Consider the following 20,841-nt stretch of genomic DNA (forward strand, 5'->3'; position numbering starts at 1 on the left):
CCGGATCAGGCGTCCGGGTCTTCCAGACTGTAGCCGAGGCCGCGGATCGTGGTGATCACCTCCTGCCCCAGCTTCTTGCGGATACGTGTCACGAACACCTCGATCGTGTTCGAATCGCGATCGAAATCCTGATCGTAGATATGTTCGATCAGTTCGGTGCGGCTGACGACCTTGCCCTTGTGATGGAGCAGATAGCTGAGCAGCTTGTATTCCTGCGCGGTCAGCTTCACCGGCTCGCCCGCCTTGGTCACCTTGCCCGAGCGGGTGTCGAGCCGCACGTCGCCGGCGGTCAGTTCGGACGAGGCGTTACCGGAGGCACGCCGGATCAGCGCGCGCAGGCGGGCGATCAGTTCCTCGGTCTGGAACGGCTTGGCGACGTAATCGTCCGCACCCGCGTCCAGCCCGGCGACCTTGTCCGACCAGCTGTCGCGCGCGGTCAGCACCAGCACCGGCGCGGTCCGCCCTTCCTTGCGCCAGCGGTCGAGCACGGTCAGCCCGTCGACCTCGGGCAGGCCGAGATCGAGCACGATCGCATCGTAATTCTCGGTGGAGCCCAGATAATGCCCCTCCTCGCCATCGGTGGCGAGATCGATCGCATAGCCGGCGCCTTCCAGCGTGTTCTTCAGCTGCTGGCCCAGATTGGGTTCGTCCTCGACGATCAAGACGCGCATCTTCTCTCCAGTCCCCGTTGTGCCGGCATCCGCTAGCATGACGGACCGGTTACGGAAACGTCGCTGTCGCCTGCCTTAACGGATCGCCCCCGCGATCGTCAGCGACCGGTGCGGCCGATCACCTGCCCCGACCGGCCGTCCACATCGACCCAGATGACGTTGCCGTCGCGCAGGAACTTCAGCGTGTAGATGCCGCTGCCGCCGTCGAACTCGAAGCCCAGATATTCCGCGCCGTTCATCGTCGGCACCACCCGCCGCTCGATCTCCGGCATCGGCAGCAGCTTGCCCTGCTTGCGCGCTTTATAGGCCTGCATCTGATCGCCCCGCTTCTGCGGTTCCGCGACGGCGGGAACCGTGACGGCGATGATCGCGAGAACGAGGAGGGTCTTCATGGATGACGGGATAGCTAAAGCGCATTGAACGCGCTGTGAATGCCTCCCGCCACGAAGCTTGTGCAGTGCGGCATACGGGCAACAGCCCTATCTCGACCCCACGACAGGTTGTCGCGGGCGTCCATGCCCCCTAGGTGCCCCAAGGATATGGCCGCACCCATCCTCTCGTACGAAAATCTCGGCCTGATCCAAGGATCGGGCTGGTTGTTCCGCAAGCTCGACATCCATGTCGGCCAGCGCGACCGGCTTGCGCTGATCGGCCGCAACGGCGCGGGCAAGTCGACGCTGCTCCGCCTGCTCGCCGGACAGGTCGATCCGGACGAGGGGCGGCGCACCGTGGTGCCCGGCACCCGCGTCATCATGCTGGAACAGGACCCCGACGTGTCGCGCTTCGCGACCTTGCGCGATTATGTGGAATCGGGCGACGACGCGCCGTTGGGGCATGAGGCGAACGCGATCGCCGACCAGCTCGGCATCGATCTCGACCGGGAAGCGGCGTCGGCCTCGGGCGGCGAACGGCGCCGCGCCGCGATCGTCCGCGCGCTGGCGCAGGAGCCGGACGTGCTGCTGCTCGACGAGCCGACCAACCATCTCGACATCTTCGCGATCGACTGGCTCGAACAATGGCTGTCCCGCTACAACGGCGCGTTCATCGCGATCAGTCACGACCGCACCTTCCTGACCCGGCTGACCAGACAGACGCTGTGGCTCGATCGCGGCAATGTGCGCCGCGCCGAGATCGGGTTCGGCGGGTTCGAGGCATGGACCGAGCAGGTCCATGCCGAGGAACAGCGCAATGCCGAGCGGCTCGATGCCAAGCTGAAGATCGAGGAACACTGGCTGCACCGCGGCGTCACCGGCCGCCGCCGCCGCAACCAGGGCCGCCTGGCGAAACTGCACGAGATGCGCGCCGAACGCGCCGCGATGATGGGACCGCAGGGCACCGCCGCGATCGGGCTGGGGCATGAGGACGGCCGGTCGAAGGTGGTGATGGATGTCGACCACGTCTCCAAGAGCTATGGCGACCGCCCGATCATCCGCGACTTCTCGTTGCGCGTCACCCGCGGCGACCGGATCGGTATCGTCGGCGCGAACGGCGCGGGCAAGACGACGCTGCTCCGCCTGCTGACCGGTGAACTGGAACCCGACACCGGCACGATCAAGCTGGCCAAGACGCTGGACGGCATCGTCATCGACCAGCAGCGCCGGCTGATGGCGCCAGACAAGACGGTGCGCGACGTGCTGGCCGATGGCGGCGAATGGATCGACGTGCTGGGGGTGCGCAAGCATATCCACGGCTATCTGAAGGAGTTCCTGTTCGATCCTTCGCTGACCGAGGCGAAGGTCGGCACGCTGTCGGGCGGCGAGCGATCACGGCTGCTGCTGGCGCGCGAATTCGCGCGGCCATCGAACCTGATCGTGCTGGACGAGCCGACCAACGACCTCGATCTGGAAACGCTCGACCTGTTGCAGGAGGTGATCTCCGATTACGACGGCACCGTCCTGATCGTCAGCCACGACCGCGATTTCCTCGACCGCACCGTCACGATCACGCTGGGCCTCGACGGCAGCGGCCAGATCGACGTGGTCGCCGGCGGGTACGAGGACTGGCAGCGCCGCCGCCGTCCGCAGGCGGATGCGAAGAAATCGACGAAGGCCGTCACCGCCCCGCCCGCCCCCGCCGCGACGCGCAAGCTGTCCTACAAGGACCAGCGCGATTACGATCTGCTGCCCGCCCGCATCGAGGAGATCGAGGCCGCGATCATCCGTGACGAGGCGCTGCTGGCCGACCCCGACCTCTACCGGAAGGACCATGCCCGCTTCACCCGCCTGACCCAGGCGATCGACAAGGCCCGCGCCGAAAAGGACGCCGCCGAGATGCGCTGGCTGGAACTGGCCGAACGGGTGGAGACGCTGGGACAGGCGTGATACGCTGCCGCAACGGAGGTGCGCGATGGGTGAGATGCGACGGATCGAGATCGAGATCGACGCCGCGATGCTCGCGGCGGCGGACGATGCGGTCGAAACCGGCCGCTTCGCCGATCGCGATGCGGTGATCCGCCATGCGCTGACCTTCTGGAACAATGAAGTGGGTCGCGTACGCCAGTTGATCGACGAAGGCTTCGCCAGCGGTGATCCGATCGAAGGCAATTTCGATGCCGACGACATCAAGCGTCGGGGCAGGGCACGGCTGGCCGAACAACTCCGTCGCGCCTGACCCGCCGTGCGCATCGTCAGGAGGCCGGCGGCGCAGGACGATATCGATGCGCTATGGTCGTACACCGCGCGTCATGACATCGCCGCGGCCGATCGGGTGGTCGACCGTATCGTTCACGCGACGGAGCGGCTGCGCCTGTTCCCCCGTTCCGGCAGGGATCACGACGATTGGCAACCGGGCCTGCGGAGCGTCCCCGCATCTCCCTATATCGTCTTCTATCGTGTATCGGCCGACCGGATCGAAATCGTCCGGGTCCTGCACGGTGCCCGTGACGTCCCGATCATGACCGGCCTCGATTAAACCCCCCGCCCCTCGCGTCCCGCGACATCGACGACATATTGCCACGCCACCCGGCCCGACCGGCTGCCGCGTTGCGTCGCCCAGCGGACCGCCTCGTCGGCATCGAACGGCAGGTCGTGCGCCTGCGTATAGCCGCGCACGATGCGGAGATAATGATCCTGATCGACCGTATGGAACCCCAGGCTCAACCCGAACCGGTCGGCCAGCGCCAGATGATCGTCGACCGAATCGCGCGGGTTGATCGCGCTGTCCTGTTCGGCGATGTCGCGCGGCATCAGGTGGCGGCGATTGGCGGTGACGAGCAGGCGGGCATTGGCCGGGCGCGGTTCCGCCCCGCCCTCCAGCATCGATCGCAGCGCCCGCGCCTCCGCCGGCGCATCTACGCCCAGATCGTCGACGAACAGCGCGAATCCGCGCGGCACGGGCGCCAGCGCGGCGAACAGCGCGGGCAGCCGGTCGAGCGCCGTCACCTCGACCAGCGCGAGATCACCACCGCCACCTTGGTCGCTGGCGGCCTGTACCGCCGCCACCGCGCTTTTCACCAATGCCGACTTGCCGGTGCCGCGCGCGCCCCACAACAGCACGTCCTGCGCGGCATGGCCCGCCGCCAGCCGCGTCAGGTTCGCCACCAGCGCCGCCTTTTGCCGATCGATCCCGATCAGCCGGTCGAGCGGCAGCGGCGCGAAGCCGCGCGTCGGCACCAGCGCCTCGCCGGTCCAGCGATAGGCGGGGTGCGCGCGGGGATCGGCGGCGGGGGCGGGTGGAGGCGACAGGCGTTCCAGCGCCGCGGCGATACGGTCGAGCGGGTCCATGGCGTTCGCCCTTGCGGGGCCGCGCGCGCGGACGCAACCCGTCACGGCGACAGGTCGTACGCCTTCAGCAGATCGTACAGCGTCGGCCGGCTGATCCCCAGCAGCCGCGCCGCGCCCGAGATATTGCCGTCCGCCCGCGCCAGCGCGCGGCCGATCGCGCGCCGGTCCGCCCCTTCGCGCGCCGCGCGCAGGTTCAGGTCGGCGGGATCGGCCGGCGTGGCCAGATCGAGATCGGCGGCGGTCACCAGCTTGCCATCGGCCATGATGACCGCGCGCTTCACCCGATTCTCCAGCTCGCGGACATTGCCGGGCCAGCGCCACGCCTCCACCGCCGCGCGCGCATCCGCCGCCAGCCCGGTGACGGCCGGGTTGAGCGTCGCGGCATAGCGCGCGACGAAATGCCGGGCGAGCAGACCGGCATCGCCGGTGCGGTCGCCCAGCGCCGGGATGCGCACGACGATCTCCGCCAGCCGGTAATACAGGTCCTCGCGGAACCGCCCGTCAGCGACCATCGCATCGACATCCTGATGCGTCGCGCAGACGATCCGGGTATCCACCGCGATGCCGCGCCGCCCGCCGATCCGCTCGATCACCCGTTCCTGCAGGAACCGCAGCAGCTTGACCTGCAACGCCAGCGGCACATCGCCGATCTCGTCGAGGAACAGCGTGCCGCCCGCCGCCTGTTCGATCTTGCCCTCGGTCGTCTTCACCGCGCCGGTGAACGCGCCCTTCTCATGCCCGAACAGTTCGGATTCCAGCAGCGTCTCGGGGATCGCGGCGCAGTTGATCGCGACGAACCGGCCACGCGCACGCGGCGAGGCGTCGTGCAGCCCGCGCGCCAGCAATTCCTTGCCCGTCCCGCTCGCGCCCAGCAGCATCACCGACACATCGGCGGGGGCGACCCGTTCCAGCGTCCGCGCCACCGCCGCCATTTCGGGCGAGGCATAGAGCAGACCGCCGAACCCCGCCCCGCCTGCCCCGGCCGCCAGCCGCCGGTTCTCCGCCTCCAGCGCGTGGACGTGGAACGCACGCGCCACGATCAGCCCCAGCGCATCGATATCGATCGGCTTCTGATAGAAATCCCACGCCCCGTCCGCGATCGCGGCCCGTGCGCTGTCCCGCGCGCCGTGTCCGCTGGCGACGATCACCTTGGTGGCGGGCGCGATCGCCCGGATCGCGTGCAGCGTCGCGAATCCCTCCGCGGTGCCGTCCGGATCGGGGGGCAGGCCCAGGTCGAGTGTCACCACCGCCGGCTCGTGCAGCCGCACCGCATCGATCGCGGCGGCCCGGTCGGCGGCGATCACGACCTCGTAATCCCCATACGCCCAGCGGAGTTGGCGGGCGAGCCCGGCATCGTCCTCGACCACCAGCAAGACGGGCCGGGTCATGCCGCCACCGCCATCCCAGGTGCCATCTTGGCCGCGATCACCTGCGCGGGCGGCAACAGGATGCGGAAGACGCTGCCCTCCCCTTCGCGGCTTTCGACCTGCAATTCACCCCCCATCGTGCGCACCAGCTGCCGCGCCTCGCAGGCACCGATTCCGAAGCCATCGGGCTTGGAAGAGACGAACGGGCGGAACAGGCGGTCGCGGACGAAGCCGGGCGTCATGCCCACGCCACGATCGATCACCGCCAGCATCAGCCGGCCATCCACCCGATCGAGACGCAGGCGCACCGGTGTGCCCGGCGGACTCGCCTCGATCGCGTTCTGGACGAGATGCGACAACGCCTGTTCCAGCCGCGCCGGATGGCCCCATGCGAGCGGTGTCGCCTCGCCCTCGACCATGACCGGATGCTGCGCCCGGCGCGCCGCCGCCACGCGCGCGGCAAGTGCCGGCAGGTCGACCGGCTGCAGCGGCTCCGCCCGCGTGCCGTCATGCTGGCCCAGCCGGGCGAGCAACGTCGCCATCCGCCCTGCCGATTCACGCAGCGTCACCACCATGTCGGCGCGAAAGGCGGGATTGTCGGCATGGCGTTCGGCATTGCGCGCCACCAGGGTCAACTGGCTCGCGACGTTCTTGATATCGTGGAGCAGGAAGGCGAAGCGGCGGTTGAAGGCGTCGAATTCCTGCGCATCGACCAGCGCGGCCTGGCTGCGATCCTCCGCCAGATAGCTGGCCGCCTGCCGCCCGGCGATGCGCAACAGATCGAAATCCTCCCAGTCGAGCGCCCGGTCGACCGGTGGCCGCGCCAGCAGGATCGCCCCCGCCAGTTCCCCGCCATGGAGCAGCGGCACGATCGCCCACGCGGCGTCATCGTCCAGCAGCCATGCCGGCACCAGCGCCGCTTCCCCCGTGCCGTCGCCGGCCCGCAGCGTGTCGAGCGACACGATCCGCCCGGTCGCGCCCAGATGCCCGGCCAGCGATGCGGGCAGTGCCGCGCCGCCATCCGCCCAGCGCCAGCCGGCCCATGGCGTCAACACCCCGTCCGTCGCGACCAGCAGCAGCGCGGCGGGCGCATCGGTCAGGTCCGCGACCGCCTTGGCGATCCGCTCGCCCAGCGGGGCTGCCCCCTTCCCCGGCAGGCCCAGCGTCGTGGTGAAACGCTGCCATTCGATCCGATAGTCGTAGCGATGATCGAACAGGTGCTTGGCCGCCTTCACCCGCAGCCACACGCGCAGCCACGGCGTCGCGGTGAAGGCCAGCAGCGCCGCCGCCGCGCCACAGACGATCGCGGTCTGCACCGCGCGGGCGACGGGCGGCGACAGCATCGATGCCAGATCGACCGCCAGCGCGGTCGCCGCGACGTACAGCAGCAGCGCCAGGGCGATCAGCGCCCGGGTGGCGACGGTACGCGACACCGCCACCGATCCCTCGCCACGATGCGTCGCGGCGACGGCGAGCAGGATCGCGACCCCCATCATCACCGGCCCGCGCGCCACCACCGGCATCATCGTCCAGCGCGGACCGGCAAAGGCGAGCAACGCGATCGCCAGATCGAGCCCCCACATCGCCCCCAGCGCCAGCGCGAACAGCCGTACCCCGCCGGCCTGCGGCCCGGTCGCCGCCTGCGCCAGATGACACAGCAGCAGCAACGCGCCCGCCATCGCCATCATCCGCAGGACGTGACGGGTGATCTCCACCGCCAAGACCATGTCCTGGTCCATCGGCATCCGGGCGATCGGCGCCAGCGCCGTCGCGGTCAGGATGACGAACATCACCACCCCGTACAGCGCCGCCAGCGCTCCACCATCGGCGCGGGCACGCAGCACGAACGCCGCCATCACCCCCGTCCACGCCAAGTTGCGCGCGCCCTCCGCCAGATGCACGCTGATGTCCCATGGTTCGACCCCGGCCACGGCCAGCGCCCACAACGCGGTCAGCGCCGCCGCGGCGACCACCGCCAACGCGGGACCGGCCGTCACGTCCCATCGCCGTCGCCAGCGCGCCAGCGCCAGCGTGCCGAACAGGATCGCGGCGAGTGCATGGCCCCACAGGATCAGGACTGCCGTCATCGTCTCGTCATCACCCGCTGCAAGGGCCGTGACCCGGCCTTTCCCGCAAGGATGCCCGAAAAACGCCAATAAAGGCTGAACATGCCCGTTGGTGGCGGCAGATCGTTGGGAATTCCGGCGTTCCGCGATAAGGCCGGCGCTCAGGAGGATTCATGACCGCAAGCACCATCGTTCCCGTCATTCTTTCCGGCGGCTCGGGCACCCGGCTGTGGCCGATGTCACGGCCCGAACGCCCCAAGCAGTTTCTGCCGCTGACCGCCGACGAGACGATGCTGCAACTGACGCTGCGCCGCGCGGTGGGCGATGGCTTCGGTGCCCCCGTGATCGTCGCCAACGCACAGCACGTGGACGAGGTGGAGACGCAACTGGCCGCCGTCGGCGTCGAGGCGGCGGCGATCATCCTGGAACCGGCGGGTCGCAACACCGCCCCCGCGATCGCGCTGGCGGCGCTGGCGGCCCCCGATCCGGAGGCGGCGCTGCTGGTGATGCCGTCCGACCATGTCATCGCCGACATCCCCGCCTTTCATGCCGCGATCGCCGCCGCCCTGCCGCTGGTCAACGATGGCTGGCTGGTCACGTTCGGGATCGAACCCGATGCGCCCGAAACCGGCTATGGCTGGATCCAGACCGGCGAGGCGATCGCGCCCGGCGTCCACCGCGTCGCCCGCTTCGTCGAGAAACCGCCGCTGGACCGCGCGGAGGCGATGCTGGCGGCGGGTGGCCATGCCTGGAACGGTGGCATCTTCCTGTTCCGCGCCGACATCTATCTGGGCGAACTGGCCGCGCACGCCCCGGCGATGCTGAACGCCGTGCAGGATTCGATGCGCGCCGCCCGGCATGAAGGTATCCGCCTGTTCCCCGATGCCGCCGCCTTCGCCGCCTCGCCGGCGGACTCGATCGACTATGCGGTGATGGAGAAGGCGGAGCGGGTTGCCGTGGTGCCCGTCGCGATGGGCTGGAACGATCTGGGCAGCTGGGATGCGCTCCATGCGATCAGCGAGGTCGACGCCACCGGCAACGCGCATGGCGGCGCGGTGATCGCGGTCGACACCAGCGACTGTCTCGTCCGGTCGGACGGGGTGCGGATCGCGATGGTCGGCGTGTCCGACCTGATCGTAGTGGCGAGCGGCAACGACGTGCTCATCATGCCGCGCGGCCGCAGCCAGGAGATCAAGAAGCTGATCGAGGCGATGAAGAAGGGATGATTGTCACCGTCCGCGACCGGCCCCGGCGGCGGGGTCAGTCGCGGGCGAAGATTTCGGTATGGGGTACGACGAGGCCCAATGCCGGAAGGCTGACATCATGCGGCTGTGCAAACAGATCGTCGCGCCATGAGGTTGGGCCGAGACGCTGGATCACCCGGCTCGTTTCGTTGTGCGGATCGACGAAGACGATCGTGTCGATTGAAGCCAGGGAGCGATACTGCGACAGTTTCTCGCCCTCGTCGACCCGGGCCGTCGAGGCAGACAACACCTCGAATATGACGACAGGGTCCGTGAAGAGACGCTGTTCCTCCCGCTCTTGTGTTGCCGGGTTGCCGCAATATACGCTGACATCCGGATAACGGGCATCGGTGTCCGTCACCTCCACGCCCATGTCGGAACCATAGGGTCGACAACCCGTGCCACGAAGATTGACGTGCAGGAAGGCGAGAATGTTGGCGGCGACACGCGCATGGGCCGGCGTACCGCCGGTCATCATCCGAATTATACCGTCGACCAGTTCGTATTTCCGGTCACCCGGAAAATCGATTTCGAGAAACTGCTTTACCGTAATCGGCTGGTAAAGGGGATCATGGCGCATAGCCAGATACTATCATTCCAACGGGAATTAACAAAGGGCCGGTGGAGTGATCCACCGGCCCTTCGTCTTTGGTCAGGTCGTTCTGGTTGGCTGGCGACGGCAAAGCCGCCGCTGGACGTCGGACCGGTTCGGCGTTGCCGACCGGCCGTCCGATCCGATGCGGGTCCTGCGCCGGCATCACCGGCGCAGGACCCGCATTCGGATCAGAAGTCCATGCCGCCCATGCCGCCCATGCCGCCGCCGCCCATTGCGGGCATGGCGGGCTTGTCTTCCGGCATCTCGCTCACGGCCGCTTCGGTCGTGATGAGCAGGCCGGCGACCGAGGCCGCGTTCTGCAGCGCGGTGCGGACGACCTTGGTCGGGTCGATCACGCCGGCTTCCACCAGGTTCTCGTAGGTGTCGGTCGCGGCATTGAAGCCGATGTTCGAATCGTTGCCGTCGAGCAGCTTGCCCGACACCACCGCGCCGTCATGGCCCGCATTGCTGGCGATCTGGCGAACCAGCGCGGTCAGCGACTTGCGGACGATATCGATGCCGCGCGTCTGGTCCTCGTTGGCGCCCGTGAGCCCTTCGAGTGCCTTGGTCGCGTACAGCAGCGCGGTGCCGCCACCGGGGACGATGCCTTCTTCGACGGCCGCGCGGGTCGCGTGCAGCGCGTCGTCGACGCGGTCCTTGCGCTCCTTGACCTCTACCTCGGACGAGCCACCGACCTTGATGACCGCGACGCCGCCGGCGAGCTTGGCAAGACGCTCCTGGAGCTTCTCCTTGTCATAGTCGCTGGTGGTGTTCTCGATCTGCTGGCGGATCGCCTCGGTGCGGCCCTTGATCGCGTCGGCATCACCGGCACCGTCGACGATGACGGTGTTGTCCTTGTCGATCGTGACGCGCTTGGCGGTGCCGAGCATCGCGGTGGTCACGGTCTCCAGCTTGATGCCGAGGTCCTCGGAGATCATCTCGCCCTTGGTCAGGATCGCGATGTCTTCCAGCATCGCCTTGCGACGATCGCCGAAACCGGGGGCCTTGACCGCTGCGACCTTCAGGCCGCCGCGCAGCTTGTTGACGACGAGCGTGGCGAGCGCCTCGCCCTCGATGTCCTCGGCGATGATCAGGAGCGGGCGACCCGACTGCACGACCGCTTCCAGGATCGGGAGCATCGCCTGCAGGTTCGACAGCTTCTTCTCGTGGATCAGGATGAACGGATCGTTGAGTTCGACCGTCATCTTCTCCGGGTTGGTGATGAAGTACGGCGACAGATAGCCGCGGTCGAACTGCATACCCTCGACGACGTCGAGCTCGAATTCGAGACCCTTCGCTTCCTCGACGGTGATGACGCCTTCCTTGCCGACCTTCTCCATGGCTTCGGCGATCTTCTCGCCGACTTCACGGTCGCCATTGGCGGAGATGATGCCGACCTGCGCCACTTCCTTCGAACCGGACACCGGCTTCGAACGCGCCTTCACGTCCTCGACGACCTTCACCACGGCGAGATCGATGCCGCGCTTCAGGTCCATCGGGTTCATGCCGGCCGCGACCGACTTCATGCCTTCGCGCACGATCGCCTGCGCCAGCACGGTCGCGGTGGTCGTGCCGTCGCCGGCGATGTCGTTGGTCTTCGATGCCACTTCGCGCAGCATCTGCGCGCCCATGTTCTCGAACTTGTCCTTGAGCTCGATCTCCTTGGCGACGGTGACGCCGTCCTTGGTGATGCGCGGTGCGCCGAAGCTCTTGTCGATCACGACGTTGCGGCCCTTCGGCCCCAGCGTGACCTTGACCGCGTCGGCGAGGATGTCGACGCCGCGCAGGATGCGCTCGCGCGCGTCGCGGCTGAATTTCACGTCCTTGGCTGCCATGTGGCTACCCTTTCAGTTGAGGTTGGAAAGTCTCGAAAGTCGCATCCTACAGGGGTTATGCGCCCCGGATGCGACGTATCAGGTCAGCCGACGATCCCGAGGATGTCGCTTTCCTTCATGATGAGCAGGTCTTCGCCGTCGACCTTGACCTCGGTGCCGGACCACTTGCCGAACAGCACGCGGTCGCCGGCCTTCACCTCCAGCGGGTGGACCTCGCCGCTCTCGCTGCGGGCGCCGGTGCCGGCGGCGACGACTTCGCCTTCCTGCGGCTTTTCCTTGGCGGTGTCGGGGATGATGATCCCACCGGCCGTCTTCTCCTCCGCCTCTACGCGGCGGACGAGAACGCGGTCGTGCAACGGACGAAAGTTCATTGCTGTGCCCTTTCTGAGACTATGACAGATTTCTGGCACTCAGGGGTCCCGAGTGCCAACGCGGCTTATATGTGAAGCGCGCGCGGGACCGTCAACGGGGCAAGGGAACTAAATTCGATGGACCGTGGCGGGCAGCAGGCCCAGCCGCGCCCGCGCGCTCCACCGCCACAGCAGCAGCACCGACACGGCGGCGAGACCGGCGGCAAGACCCCACCAGATGCCCAGTCCCTGCCAGTCGAACCCGAAGCCGAGCAGCACCGCGCATCCCGCCCCGACCACCCAATAGCCGAACAGCGCGACCAGCATCGGCACCCGCGTATCCTGCAACCCGCGCAGCACGCCGGCCGCCACCGCCTGCGCCCCGTCGAACAGCTGGAACGCGGCGGCGACCCCCAGATACTGTACCGCCAGCGCGACCAGCGCGGCGTTGGCGGCGTCGTCCGGATCGACATAGACGCCGACGAACAGACGCGGCGCGATCAGCAGCAGCGACGCGGTGAACACCATGAAGCCGATTCCGACCGCCAGCGACACCGCCCCCGCCCGGCCGATCCACACCCGGTCGCCCGCGCCATACGCCATGCCGACCCGGATCGTCGCCGCCTGCGCGACGCCGAACGGCACTTGGAACGCGATCGCCGCGATCTGGAGCGCGATGGCGTGGGCGGCGACCTCGGTCACCCCGATCAGCCCCATCAGGAACCCGGCGGCGGAGAACAGCGCGCCCTCGAACGTCATCGTCAGCGCGATCGGCAGGCCGAGGCGCAGCAGATCGGCCAGCCGCGACCATTCGGTCCGCCACCAGTTGCCGAACAGGCGATAGCGGCGCAGCCGGGGATCAAGCAGCAGGATCGCCACGAAGGCGAGCATCATCGCGCTGCTGGTGACGACGCTGGCGATCGCCGACCCCTCCAGCCCCAGCGCGGGGAAACCCGCCTGCCCGAAGACGAGCAGCCAGTTGCCGAGGATGCCGGTGGCGAGGCCCAGCGCCATGACCACCATCGCCCAGCCCGGCCGCCCCAGCGCGGAGGCGGTGACACGCATCACCCCGGTCGCCACCGCCGGGATCGTCGCCCACAACAGGATGTCGAGGAACGCCCCGGTCCGTGCCGCGACGTGCGGGTCCTGCCGCGCGAGCAGCAACAGCCGCTCGCCATTGGCGAGGACCGCCATCGTCGCGAGGCCGGCGCCGATCGCCAGCCACATCGCCATCCGGAACGAGCGGCGCACCTGCCGCACCGCATGGCGACGGCGACCGAGTTCGGCGGCGATCAGCGGCGCCGCCGCCCCGACCAGCCCGATCATCGCGAAGGCGAGGACGCTGTAGAGATAGACGCCCAGCGTCGCGGCGGCGAGTTCGGTGGTGCCGAGCCGCGCGACGAAGATCACGTCGATCGAATAGACGCCCATCTGGAGCAGGTTGGCGGCGACCAGCGGCGATGCCAGCGCGATCGTGGCGCGCAATTCGGCCCGCGTCGTGGCAGGCGCGGCGGTGAGCGCGGGGGGCGGGGCGACGACAGGTTGCACGGCGCGCGCTGTAAGGGGTGCGGCGGGGGTTGGATAGCACCGCCCGACGCGGCTCGCCGCGTTAGGGATTGCGCGTAATAAAATTGCCTCTAGGCTCGCATCCTTTCACGACCAACGGGGCGCATCGACGCCCCTTCATCCCTGGGGGGACGCGAGTTCATGTTGTTCGGGCGCGTAAAGCCATTGGACGCGATTCTGGCGGCGGCGGAGCGAAAGTCGCTCCACCGGACATTGGGAGCCTTCCAGCTCACCCTGTTCGGGATCGGATCGGTGATCGGCACCGGCATCTTCGTGCTGACCGCCGCCGGCGCGCAGAAGGCGGGGCCGGGGCTGATGCTGGCCTTCGCCATCGCCGGCGCGATCTGCATCGTCGCCGCACTCTGCTATGCGGAGATCGCGGCGATGATCCCGGTCGCGGGATCGGCCTATACCTATACCTATTCGACGATGGGCGAACTGCTGGCCTGGACGGTCGGCTGGGCGCTGGTGCTGGAATATGCGGTGGCCGCGTCGGCGGTGGCGGTCGGCTGGTCCGGCTATTTCTCCGGCACGATCCTGCAACAGTTCCTCGGCATCCAGTTGCCGATGTGGCTGAGCGCCGGGCCGCTGGCGCTGGGTGGTGCTGCGGGCGGGTTCATCAACCTGCCGGCGGTGGTGATCGCCCTGCTGGTCACGTGGCTGCTGATCATCGGCACGTCGGAAAGCGCGAAGGTCAACGCGATCCTCGTCGGCATCAAGGTAGTGGCGCTGACCGCGTTCATCGCGCTGACCGCCGGCAAGATCGATACCTCGCAGTTCAGCCCCTTCCTGCCGGCGGGCGTGTTCGGCGGCTTCGGCACCGGGGTCGGCGCGGTCGGCGCGGCGGCGACGATCTTCTTCGCCTATGTCGGGTTCGACGCGGTGTCGACCGCGGCGGAAGAGACCAAGAATCCGCAGCGCAACGTGCCGATCGGCCTGATCGGATCGCTGCTGTTCTGCACCATCTTCTACATCCTGGTCGCGGCGGGCGCGATCGGCACGATCGGCGGCCAGCCGATCATGGGGCCGAACGGCATCCCCTTCCCCGCCGGATCGGAAGAACTGGCGCGCCAGTGCGCGATGGCAGAATATGCCGGGCGGCTGGTCTGCTCGAACGAGGCGCTGGCGCATGTGCTGCGCGCGATCGGCTTCGGCACCGTCGGCAACATGCTGGGCATCGCCGCCTTCGTCGCGCTACCGTCGGTGATCCTGGTGCTGCTGTTCGGGCAGACCCGCATCTTCTTCGTGATGAGCCGTGACGGCCTGTTGCCGCCGATGCTGAGCAAGGTCCATCCCAAGTGGAAGACCCCGCATGTGGTGACCGCGATCACCGGCGCGGCGGTGGCGTTCGCCGCCGCCTTCCTGCCGGTCGGCGCCTTGGCGGACATCGCCAATGCCGGCACGCTCTATGCGTTCATGATGGTCGCGTTCGCGGTGCTGATCCTGCGCCGGACGGAGGCGGACCGCCCCCGCTCGTTCCGCACGCCCGCCGTGTGGTTCGTCGCACCGGCGACGATCGTCGGCTGCATCTTCCTGTTCTTCAACCTGCCCTCGGCGGCGATGCTGGTGCTGGTGGTGTGGGGCGCGATCGGGCTGGTGGTGTATTACCTGTACGGTTACCGCACGAGCAACGTCGCGCAGGGCCGGATCGAGGTGCTGGTCGACGACGACCTGCCCTGAGACAATGGCCCTGAAGACAATGGCATTCAGCTTGATGGCCCCTCCCCTTGTCGGGGAGGGGCCTTTTTCTTAGCGCAGCGTATCGGCCAGTGCCTTCAGGTCGACCTGCGGACGGGCGCCGAAGTGGCTGATGATCTCCGCCGCGCACAGTGCGCCGAGCGTCAGCGAGCGCTCCAGATCATGGCCGCGGGTCTGTGCATGGAGGAAGCCGGCGGCGAACAGGTCGCCCGCGCCGGTGGTGTCGACCACGCGCTCGATCGGCTGTGCCGGCACCGTGACGCGCTGGCCGCCACGCACCGCACAGGCACCGCGCTCCGCCAGCGTCACCACCAGTGTCGGCACCTTGTCCTGCACTGCGGCGATCGCGGTATCGACGTCGGTCGTCTCGGTCAGCGCCATGATCTCCGCCTCGTTGGCGAACAGCACGTCGATCAGGCCCTGATCGATCAGCGTGTGGAAATCAGTGCGGTGACGGTCGATGACGAACTCGGCCGACAGGGTGAAGGCGATCTTGCGCCCTGCCTCGCGCGCCACCTCGATCGCGGCGCGCATCGCGGCGCGCGGCTCCTCCGGGTCCCACAGATAACCTTCGATATAGAGGTACGCGGCATCCGCGATCAGCGCGCGGTCCAGCGCGACCTCCGGCAGATAGTGCGACGCGCCGAGGAAGGTGTTCATCGTCCGCTGGCCATCGGGGGTCACGAAGATCAGGCAGCGGCCGGTGGTCGGCCCGCCGGCGCGGACCGACGTGTCGTAGCGGATGCCGGCGGCGCGGATGTCGTGCGCGAACACCTGCCCCAGCTGGTCGTCGGCGACCTGACCGATAAAGGCGGTGCGCCCGCCCAGCGCGGCGATGCCGGCCAGCGTGTTCGCCGCCGAGCCGCCCGAAATCTCGCGCCCCGGCCCCATCCGGCCATAAAGCGCGTCCGCCTCCTCCGCCGAGAAGATCAGCTGCATCGCGCCCTTGGTCATCCCCTCGGTCGCGAGGAAGGCGTCGTCGGTCTGCGCGAGGATGTCGACGATCGCATTGCCGATCGCGACGACATCGTAGGTAGGGGTGGTCAAGGTGGCGGACTCCGCAAAGAAGGTAGACGGTCGCCCTAGATGCGCGGGCCGGCGCAAGCAATGTTGACGCCGCCGGGGTGCCGCGCCATCCCGTTGCGATGACGCGCGCCTTCCTCCTGTCGCTGGGCCAGCTGGGCGACCGGGCGGTGCTGGGCGTGTTCGCCAAATCGCTGGCGGTGACGCTGGCGATCTTCGCGGTCGCCGGGTTCGCGCTGTGGTATGCGATGCAGGCGGTGCTGGCGCACTGGATCGGCTGGGGCGCGACCGGGCTGGCGACGGCGTTCGCGGCGGTCGTCACCGTGCTGGCGCTGTGGTTGCTGTTCCGCGCGGTGGCGGTGGCGGTGGTCGGGCTGTTCGCGGACGAGGTGGTCGCGGCGGTCGAGCGCCGGCATTACCCGGAGGCGCTGGCGACCGCGCGGCCGGTGCCCTTCGCGCGCGGACTGGCAATGGGGTTGCGATCGGCGGCACGGGTGATCGCGGTCAACCTGATCCTGCTGCCGCTCTATGTCGTGCTGCTGGCGACGGGGATCGGCACCGCCGCCGCGTTCCTGATCGTCAACGGCTGGCTGCTGGGCCGCGATCTGGGCGACATGGTCGCGGCGCGGCACATGGATGCGGGCCGCATGGCGGCGTGGCGGGGCGAGACGCGGGGGCGGCGTTTCCTGCTGGGGCTGGCCGATGCCGCCTTGTTTCTGATCCCGGTCGTCAATCTTGCCGCCCCCGTGCTGGGTGCGGCGATGGCGACGCATCTTTTCCACACGAGACGCCGATGACCCGCGCGACGATCCTGCTGGCGACCCTGCTGGTCGCGGGGTGCGCCGCCGCCCCCACCGCCCGCCCGGCCAAGGCGCCACCGATGGCGATCGCCTATCCCACGGTCGGGCTGGAACGGGTGATCGGGCAGGATGCCGACGGCCTCGTCAAGCTGTTCGGCACCCCCGACGCCGATGTCCGCGAAGGCGCGGCGCGCAAGCTGCAGTTCGGCAGCGCGATTTGCGTGCTCGACACCTATCTCTATCCCCAGACCAGCGGCGGCGCGGCGCGCGTGACGTATCTCGACGCACGCGAACCCGATGGCAGCGCGATCGACCGGGCAAGCTGCGTGGCGGCGCTGACGCGGCGCGACGGGGGGCGGTAAAAGGATCGGTTCCCGCGGAGGCGCGAAGGAGTTTGATTCTCGCGGAGACGCGGAGACGCGGAGGATTGAAGAAGGGATTGTTCGCGCAGAGGCGCGGAGGGCGCAGAGCGGGCTCGTGCGCGGCAGCGCATCCACTCATCATAGGCTTGAGGATAGAGGGCCACACTCGTGGCAGACGCTACCCCTCCGCGTCTCCGCGTGAACCTTGTTTTCCACCGCGTGGATTGCCCATCACACCCTCTTTGCGGCAAGTTCCGTAACTGCCCAGGCCGCGGCGTCGCGGACCACAAAGGCGTCGTCCGTCAGCAGTGGTTCAAGCGATGCGAGCAGTTCGACATCGCCGCTGTTGCCCGCCGCGATGCAGGCGTTGCGGACCATGCGGTCGCGGCCGATCCGCTTGATCGGAGAGCCGGCGAACACCTGCCGGAACCCGGCATCGTCGAGGCTGAGCAGGTCGGCCAGTTCGGGCGCGACCAGTTCGGCGCGCGGAGCGAACGCCATGTTGGCGGCGGCGGCCCTGGCGAACTTGTTCCACGGGCATACCGCTAGGCAATCGTCGCAGCCATAGATGCGGTTGCCGATCGCGGTGCGGAACTCCTCCGGGATCGGCCCGGCATGTTCGATCGTCAGGTACGAGATGCAGCGCCGCGCATCGAGGCGATAGGGCGCGGGGAACGCGTCGGTCGGGCACGCGGTCTGGCAGGCGTCGCACCGGCCGCACGCGCCGCCGCCGGGGCCGTCCGGCACCATGTCGAGCGTGGTGTAGATCGCGCCCAGAAACAGCCAGCTGCCCGCCGTCCGGCTGACCAGATTGGTGTGCTTGCCCTGCCAGCCGATCCCCGCCGCCTCCGCCAGCGGCTTCTCCATCACCGGCGCGGTATCGACGAACACCTTCAGGTCGTGCGCACTTTCCTGCGCCAGCCAGCGGCCCAGCGCCTTTAGCTGGCGCTTGACGACATCGTGGTAATCCTGCCCTTGCGCATAGACGGAGATGCGGCCGATCCCGCCCTCGCCGGCCAGCGCCAGCGGATCGGTGGCGGGCGCGTAGCTCATGCCCAGCGACACGACGCTGCGCACCGCCGGCCACAATCCGGCCGGGCTTTCGCGCTGATGCGCGCGTTCGGCCATCCAGATCATGTCGCCGTGCCGCCCCTCGGCCAGCCACTGGTGCAGGCGTTCTGCCGCGAGCGGCGCGGCGTTGGCGCGCGCGATGCCGCAGGCGGCGAAGCCCAGTTCGGCCGCCTTCGCCTTCAGCCGGTGTTCTAGCTTGTCATCCGCCACGCCCCCCCGCTACCACGGCGGCACGCGCCGGAGGAAGATGTTGACGATACAGGGGATGACGGCCGGCAATCAGGAATGGGCGGTCACCGCCGCAGGACTGGTAAAACGGTTCGAGGACCGCCGCGTCGTCGACGGGGTCGACCTGATGGTGCCGCGTGGCGCGATCTACGGCGTGCTCGGCCCCAACGGCGCGGGCAAGACCACGACGCTGCGCATGTTGCTGGGCATCATCGAGCCGGACGAGGGCGCCCGCACCCTGCTGGGCGAGGCGAGCCCGCGCGATGCCAGCGACCGGGTCGGCTATCTGCCCGAGGAACGTGGGCTGTACCCGGCGATGAAGGCGCGCGAGGCGATCGCGTTCATGGGCGCGCTGCGTGGCCTGTCGTGGAGCGAGGGCCGCCGCCGCGCCGCGACGATGCTGGAGGAAGCCGGCCTGGGCCATGCGATCGACGAGAAGGTGCGCAAACTGTCCAAGGGCATGGCGCAGATCGTCCAGCTGCTCGGCTCCGTCGTCCACCGTCCCGACCTGATCGTGCTGGACGAACCGTTCTCCGGCCTCGATCCGGTCAATCAGGAGAAGCTGGAGGCGCTGATCGTCGCAGAACGCGACCGGGGCGCGACCATCCTGTTCTCCACCCACGTCATGGCCCATGCCGAACGGCTGTGCGACCGGCTGGCGATCATCGCCGGCGGCAAGCGCCGGTTCGAGGGAACGGTGGACGAGGCGCGCGGCACCCTGCCCGCGCAGGTCCACTACCAGCCACAGCGCCCCGACCCCGCGCTCGCCGCGCTGTTGCCGGCCGATGCCCGGGGCGAAGGCGAAGGCTGGCGCTTCACGCTGCCGCCCGGCGGGATCGAGCCGGTGCTGGTCCGCCTGATCGCCGCCGATCACGGCATCGCCGGGCTGACGATCGAGCGCCCCGGCCTGCACGAGGCGTTCGTGCGGATCGTCGGCGGCCGCGCCGCGACCGGAGAGGCTGGCGCATGACCCGTTTCCGCCGCACGTTGCGCCAGACGCTGACGATCGCGCGCCGTGATTTCATCGCGACGGTGTTCACCCCGATCTTCCTGCTGTTCCTGTTCGCGCCGATCCTGATGGGATCGTTCGGCGCGATCGGCGGGATGGGCGCGGCCAGCATGAACGACGGCGCGGCCGACCGGTCGCGGCTGGTCGCGATCGTGCCGGCCGCCACCGCCGGGGTGATGCAGGAACAGGACAGCCGCCTGCGCGCGCTGTTCCGCCGCGACGAACGCCCCGCCCCCCTCGCCTTCCAGACCCCCGGCCGCGATGCGCGCGCGCAGGCAACGGCGGCGATGGCGGACCGCGACCACGATGTCGATGCGGTGCTGTACGGCCCGCTGGCGACGCCCACGATCCTGACCGCCCCCGGCACCCGCCGCGCCGGACCCTATCTGGAGGCGGTGGCGCAGGCGACCTTGTCCGCGCAGGCTCCGGGCGCGGTGACGGTGGCGGCGACGCGCGAACGGGCGGCCCGCACCGGCACGTCGATCGGCGGCCAGCACCAGTCGGGCTTCTTCGCGGTGTTCGGCATCTTCTTCCTGACGCTGTTCCTCGCCGGGCAGGTCGTCGGCACGATGGCGGAGGAACGCAACAACAAGGTGGTCGAGATCCTGGCGGCGGCGGTGCCGCTGGAGGCGGTGTTCTTCGGCAAGCTGATCGGCATGTTCGGGGTCGCGGTGCTGTTCGTCGGTTTCTGGGGCACGGTGGTCGGTCAGATCGCCAGCCTGTTGCCGCCGGGCGCGGCGGCGGCGATCGGCGATCTGACGCCGGCGGTCGGCGGGCCGATGTTCGCGCTGCTGTTCGCGGCCTATTTCTCGATGGCGTATCTGCTGCTCGGCTCGGTCTTCCTCGGCATCGGTGCGCAGGCATCGACGATGCGCGAAATCCAGATGCTGTCGCTGCCGATCACGCTGGTGCAGGTGGGGATGTTCGCGCTCGCCTCCGCCGCCGCGCGGATGCCGGGCAGCGGGGTGGCGATGCTGGCGGAGATATTCCCGCTGTCCTCCCCGTTCGCGATGGCGGGGCGCGCGGCGAACTCGCCCGAATTGTGGCCGCACGCGCTGGCGCTGCTGTGGCAGGCGATGTGGGTGGCGCTGTTCATCATGGCGGGCGCCCGGCTGTTCCGGCGCGGCGTTCTCAAATCCGGGAGCGGGCGGCCGTTCTGGCGGCGGCGGGCGCGGTAGGGGCGACGCGAAAAAGGAAGTGATGGTTCGCACGGAGGCGCGGAGGACGCGGAGAG

The 20,841-nt window shown here is 68.9% G+C and carries 20 protein-coding genes; 9 read left to right on the forward strand and 11 right to left on the reverse strand.

The genetic code is table 11. The features are described from left to right. Positions 1–5: 5 nt before the first annotated feature. Together IFT82_RS02175 and IFT82_RS02180 are read right to left on the reverse strand one after the other, a co-directional pair. Positions 6–671 carry a response regulator transcription factor gene (locus IFT82_RS02175; RefSeq protein ID WP_192123957.1) on the reverse strand — a complete coding sequence of 222 codons (666 nt, stop codon included), beginning with the start codon at positions 669–671 and terminating at the stop codon, positions 6–8. A 98-nt stretch (positions 672–769) separates the two neighbouring features. After that, the gene (locus IFT82_RS02180; protein ID WP_192123959.1) at positions 770–1,063 is read right to left on the reverse strand and encodes a hypothetical protein; all 294 of its coding nucleotides are present in this window, start codon (positions 1,061–1,063) and stop codon (positions 770–772) included. A 147-nt stretch (positions 1,064–1,210) separates the two neighbouring features. Between IFT82_RS02180 and IFT82_RS02185 the strand changes: the two genes are divergently transcribed. From IFT82_RS02185 to IFT82_RS02195, 3 genes are read left to right on the forward strand one after another with little or no spacing between them, the layout of a single operon-like run. Further along, a complete protein-coding gene (locus IFT82_RS02185) occupies positions 1,211–2,992 on the forward strand; it encodes an ABC-F family ATP-binding cassette domain-containing protein (protein ID WP_192123967.1) in 1,782 nt (593 codons plus the stop codon). A gap of 25 nt (positions 2,993–3,017) precedes the next feature. Then, complete coding sequence (locus tag IFT82_RS02190) at positions 3,018–3,281, forward strand: ribbon-helix-helix domain-containing protein (RefSeq protein WP_192123969.1); 264 nt, start codon at positions 3,018–3,020, stop codon at positions 3,279–3,281. Between the two features lie 6 nt (positions 3,282–3,287). Next, entirely contained in the window at positions 3,288–3,581 is a 294-nt protein-coding gene (locus IFT82_RS02195; RefSeq protein WP_192123971.1) for a type II toxin-antitoxin system RelE/ParE family toxin, read from the forward strand. Here IFT82_RS02195 and IFT82_RS02200 read toward each other — a convergent pair. Genes IFT82_RS02200 through prsK form a run of 3 tightly spaced genes read right to left on the reverse strand, consistent with a single transcriptional unit; the run spans position 3,578 to position 7,847 of the window. Then, entirely contained in the window at positions 3,578–4,393 is an 816-nt protein-coding gene (locus IFT82_RS02200; protein ID WP_192123973.1) for a DUF815 domain-containing protein, read from the reverse strand. The two genes, IFT82_RS02195 and IFT82_RS02200, sit on opposite strands and share 4 nt — an antisense overlap. Before the next feature lie 41 nt (positions 4,394–4,434). After that, complete coding sequence (prsR, locus tag IFT82_RS02205) at positions 4,435–5,781, reverse strand: PEP-CTERM-box response regulator transcription factor (RefSeq protein ID WP_192123974.1); 1,347 nt, start codon at positions 5,779–5,781, stop codon at positions 4,435–4,437. Then, entirely contained in the window at positions 5,778–7,847 is a 2,070-nt protein-coding gene (gene prsK / locus IFT82_RS02210) for an XrtA/PEP-CTERM system histidine kinase PrsK (RefSeq protein ID WP_192123976.1), read from the reverse strand. The genes prsR and prsK overlap by 4 nt, the downstream gene beginning before the upstream one ends. A gap of 152 nt (positions 7,848–7,999) precedes the next feature. Here prsK and IFT82_RS02215 point away from each other — a divergent pair, with 152 nt between their 5' ends. After that, positions 8,000–9,052 carry a mannose-1-phosphate guanylyltransferase/mannose-6-phosphate isomerase gene (locus IFT82_RS02215; protein ID WP_192123978.1) on the forward strand — a complete coding sequence of 351 codons (1,053 nt, stop codon included), beginning with the start codon at positions 8,000–8,002 and terminating at the stop codon, positions 9,050–9,052. A gap of 34 nt (positions 9,053–9,086) precedes the next feature. On the opposite strand, the gene IFT82_RS02220 is transcribed toward IFT82_RS02215, so the two are convergent. The 4 genes from IFT82_RS02220 to IFT82_RS02235 all read right to left on the reverse strand — a co-directional run bounded on the left by IFT82_RS02220 (position 9,087) and on the right by IFT82_RS02235 (position 13,398). Continuing rightward, positions 9,087–9,650, reverse strand: coding sequence for a Uma2 family endonuclease (locus IFT82_RS02220; protein WP_192123980.1), 564 nt, complete (start codon positions 9,648–9,650; stop codon positions 9,087–9,089). A gap of 203 nt (positions 9,651–9,853) precedes the next feature. After that, positions 9,854–11,500, reverse strand: a complete 1,647-nt coding sequence (gene groL / locus IFT82_RS02225; RefSeq protein WP_192123982.1) for a chaperonin GroEL — start codon at positions 11,498–11,500, stop codon at positions 9,854–9,856. 83 nt (positions 11,501–11,583) lie between these two features. Then, entirely contained in the window at positions 11,584–11,871 is a 288-nt protein-coding gene (gene groES / locus IFT82_RS02230; RefSeq protein WP_056531718.1) for a co-chaperone GroES, read from the reverse strand. Positions 11,872–11,979: 108 nt separating this feature from the next. Next, positions 11,980–13,398: an MATE family efflux transporter gene (locus IFT82_RS02235; RefSeq protein ID WP_342355017.1), complete on the reverse strand. Its 1,419-nt coding sequence runs from the start codon at positions 13,396–13,398 to the stop codon at positions 11,980–11,982. 159 nt (positions 13,399–13,557) lie between these two features. Between IFT82_RS02235 and IFT82_RS02240 the strand changes: the two genes are divergently transcribed. Continuing rightward, positions 13,558–15,096: an amino acid permease gene (locus tag IFT82_RS02240; RefSeq protein WP_192123984.1), complete on the forward strand. Its 1,539-nt coding sequence runs from the start codon at positions 13,558–13,560 to the stop codon at positions 15,094–15,096. Between the two features lie 69 nt (positions 15,097–15,165). Here IFT82_RS02240 and IFT82_RS02245 read toward each other — a convergent pair whose 3' ends face one another. After that, on the reverse strand, positions 15,166–16,161 hold the full coding sequence (locus IFT82_RS02245; protein ID WP_192123986.1) for an adenosine kinase: 996 nt from the start codon (positions 16,159–16,161) through the stop codon (positions 15,166–15,168). 98 nt (positions 16,162–16,259) lie between these two features. Between IFT82_RS02245 and IFT82_RS02250 the strand changes: the two genes are divergently transcribed. Then, entirely contained in the window at positions 16,260–16,934 is a 675-nt protein-coding gene (locus IFT82_RS02250) for an EI24 domain-containing protein (protein WP_192124327.1), read from the forward strand. Then, positions 16,931–17,299 (forward strand): hypothetical protein, encoded by a 369-nt coding sequence (locus IFT82_RS02255; protein WP_192123987.1) that lies wholly within the window; start codon positions 16,931–16,933, stop codon positions 17,297–17,299. Before IFT82_RS02250 ends, IFT82_RS02255 begins: the two co-directional genes overlap by 4 nt. A gap of 231 nt (positions 17,300–17,530) precedes the next feature. On the opposite strand, the gene queG is transcribed toward IFT82_RS02255, so the two are convergent. Then, on the reverse strand, positions 17,531–18,580 hold the full coding sequence (gene queG, locus IFT82_RS02260) for a tRNA epoxyqueuosine(34) reductase QueG (protein ID WP_192123989.1): 1,050 nt from the start codon (positions 18,578–18,580) through the stop codon (positions 17,531–17,533). A gap of 37 nt (positions 18,581–18,617) precedes the next feature. On the opposite strand from queG, the gene IFT82_RS02265 reads away from it, so the two are divergent. Then, a complete protein-coding gene (locus IFT82_RS02265) occupies positions 18,618–19,568 on the forward strand; it encodes an ABC transporter ATP-binding protein (protein WP_244646364.1) in 951 nt (316 codons plus the stop codon). Continuing rightward, the gene (locus IFT82_RS02270; protein ID WP_192123991.1) at positions 19,565–20,785 is read left to right on the forward strand and encodes an ABC transporter permease; all 1,221 of its coding nucleotides are present in this window, start codon (positions 19,565–19,567) and stop codon (positions 20,783–20,785) included. Before IFT82_RS02265 ends, IFT82_RS02270 begins: the two co-directional genes overlap by 4 nt. Positions 20,786–20,841 lie beyond the last annotated feature (56 nt).

This window comes from Sphingomonas sp. CFBP 8760, assembly GCF_014841615.1.
Classification (GTDB): domain Bacteria; phylum Pseudomonadota; class Alphaproteobacteria; order Sphingomonadales; family Sphingomonadaceae; genus Sphingomonas.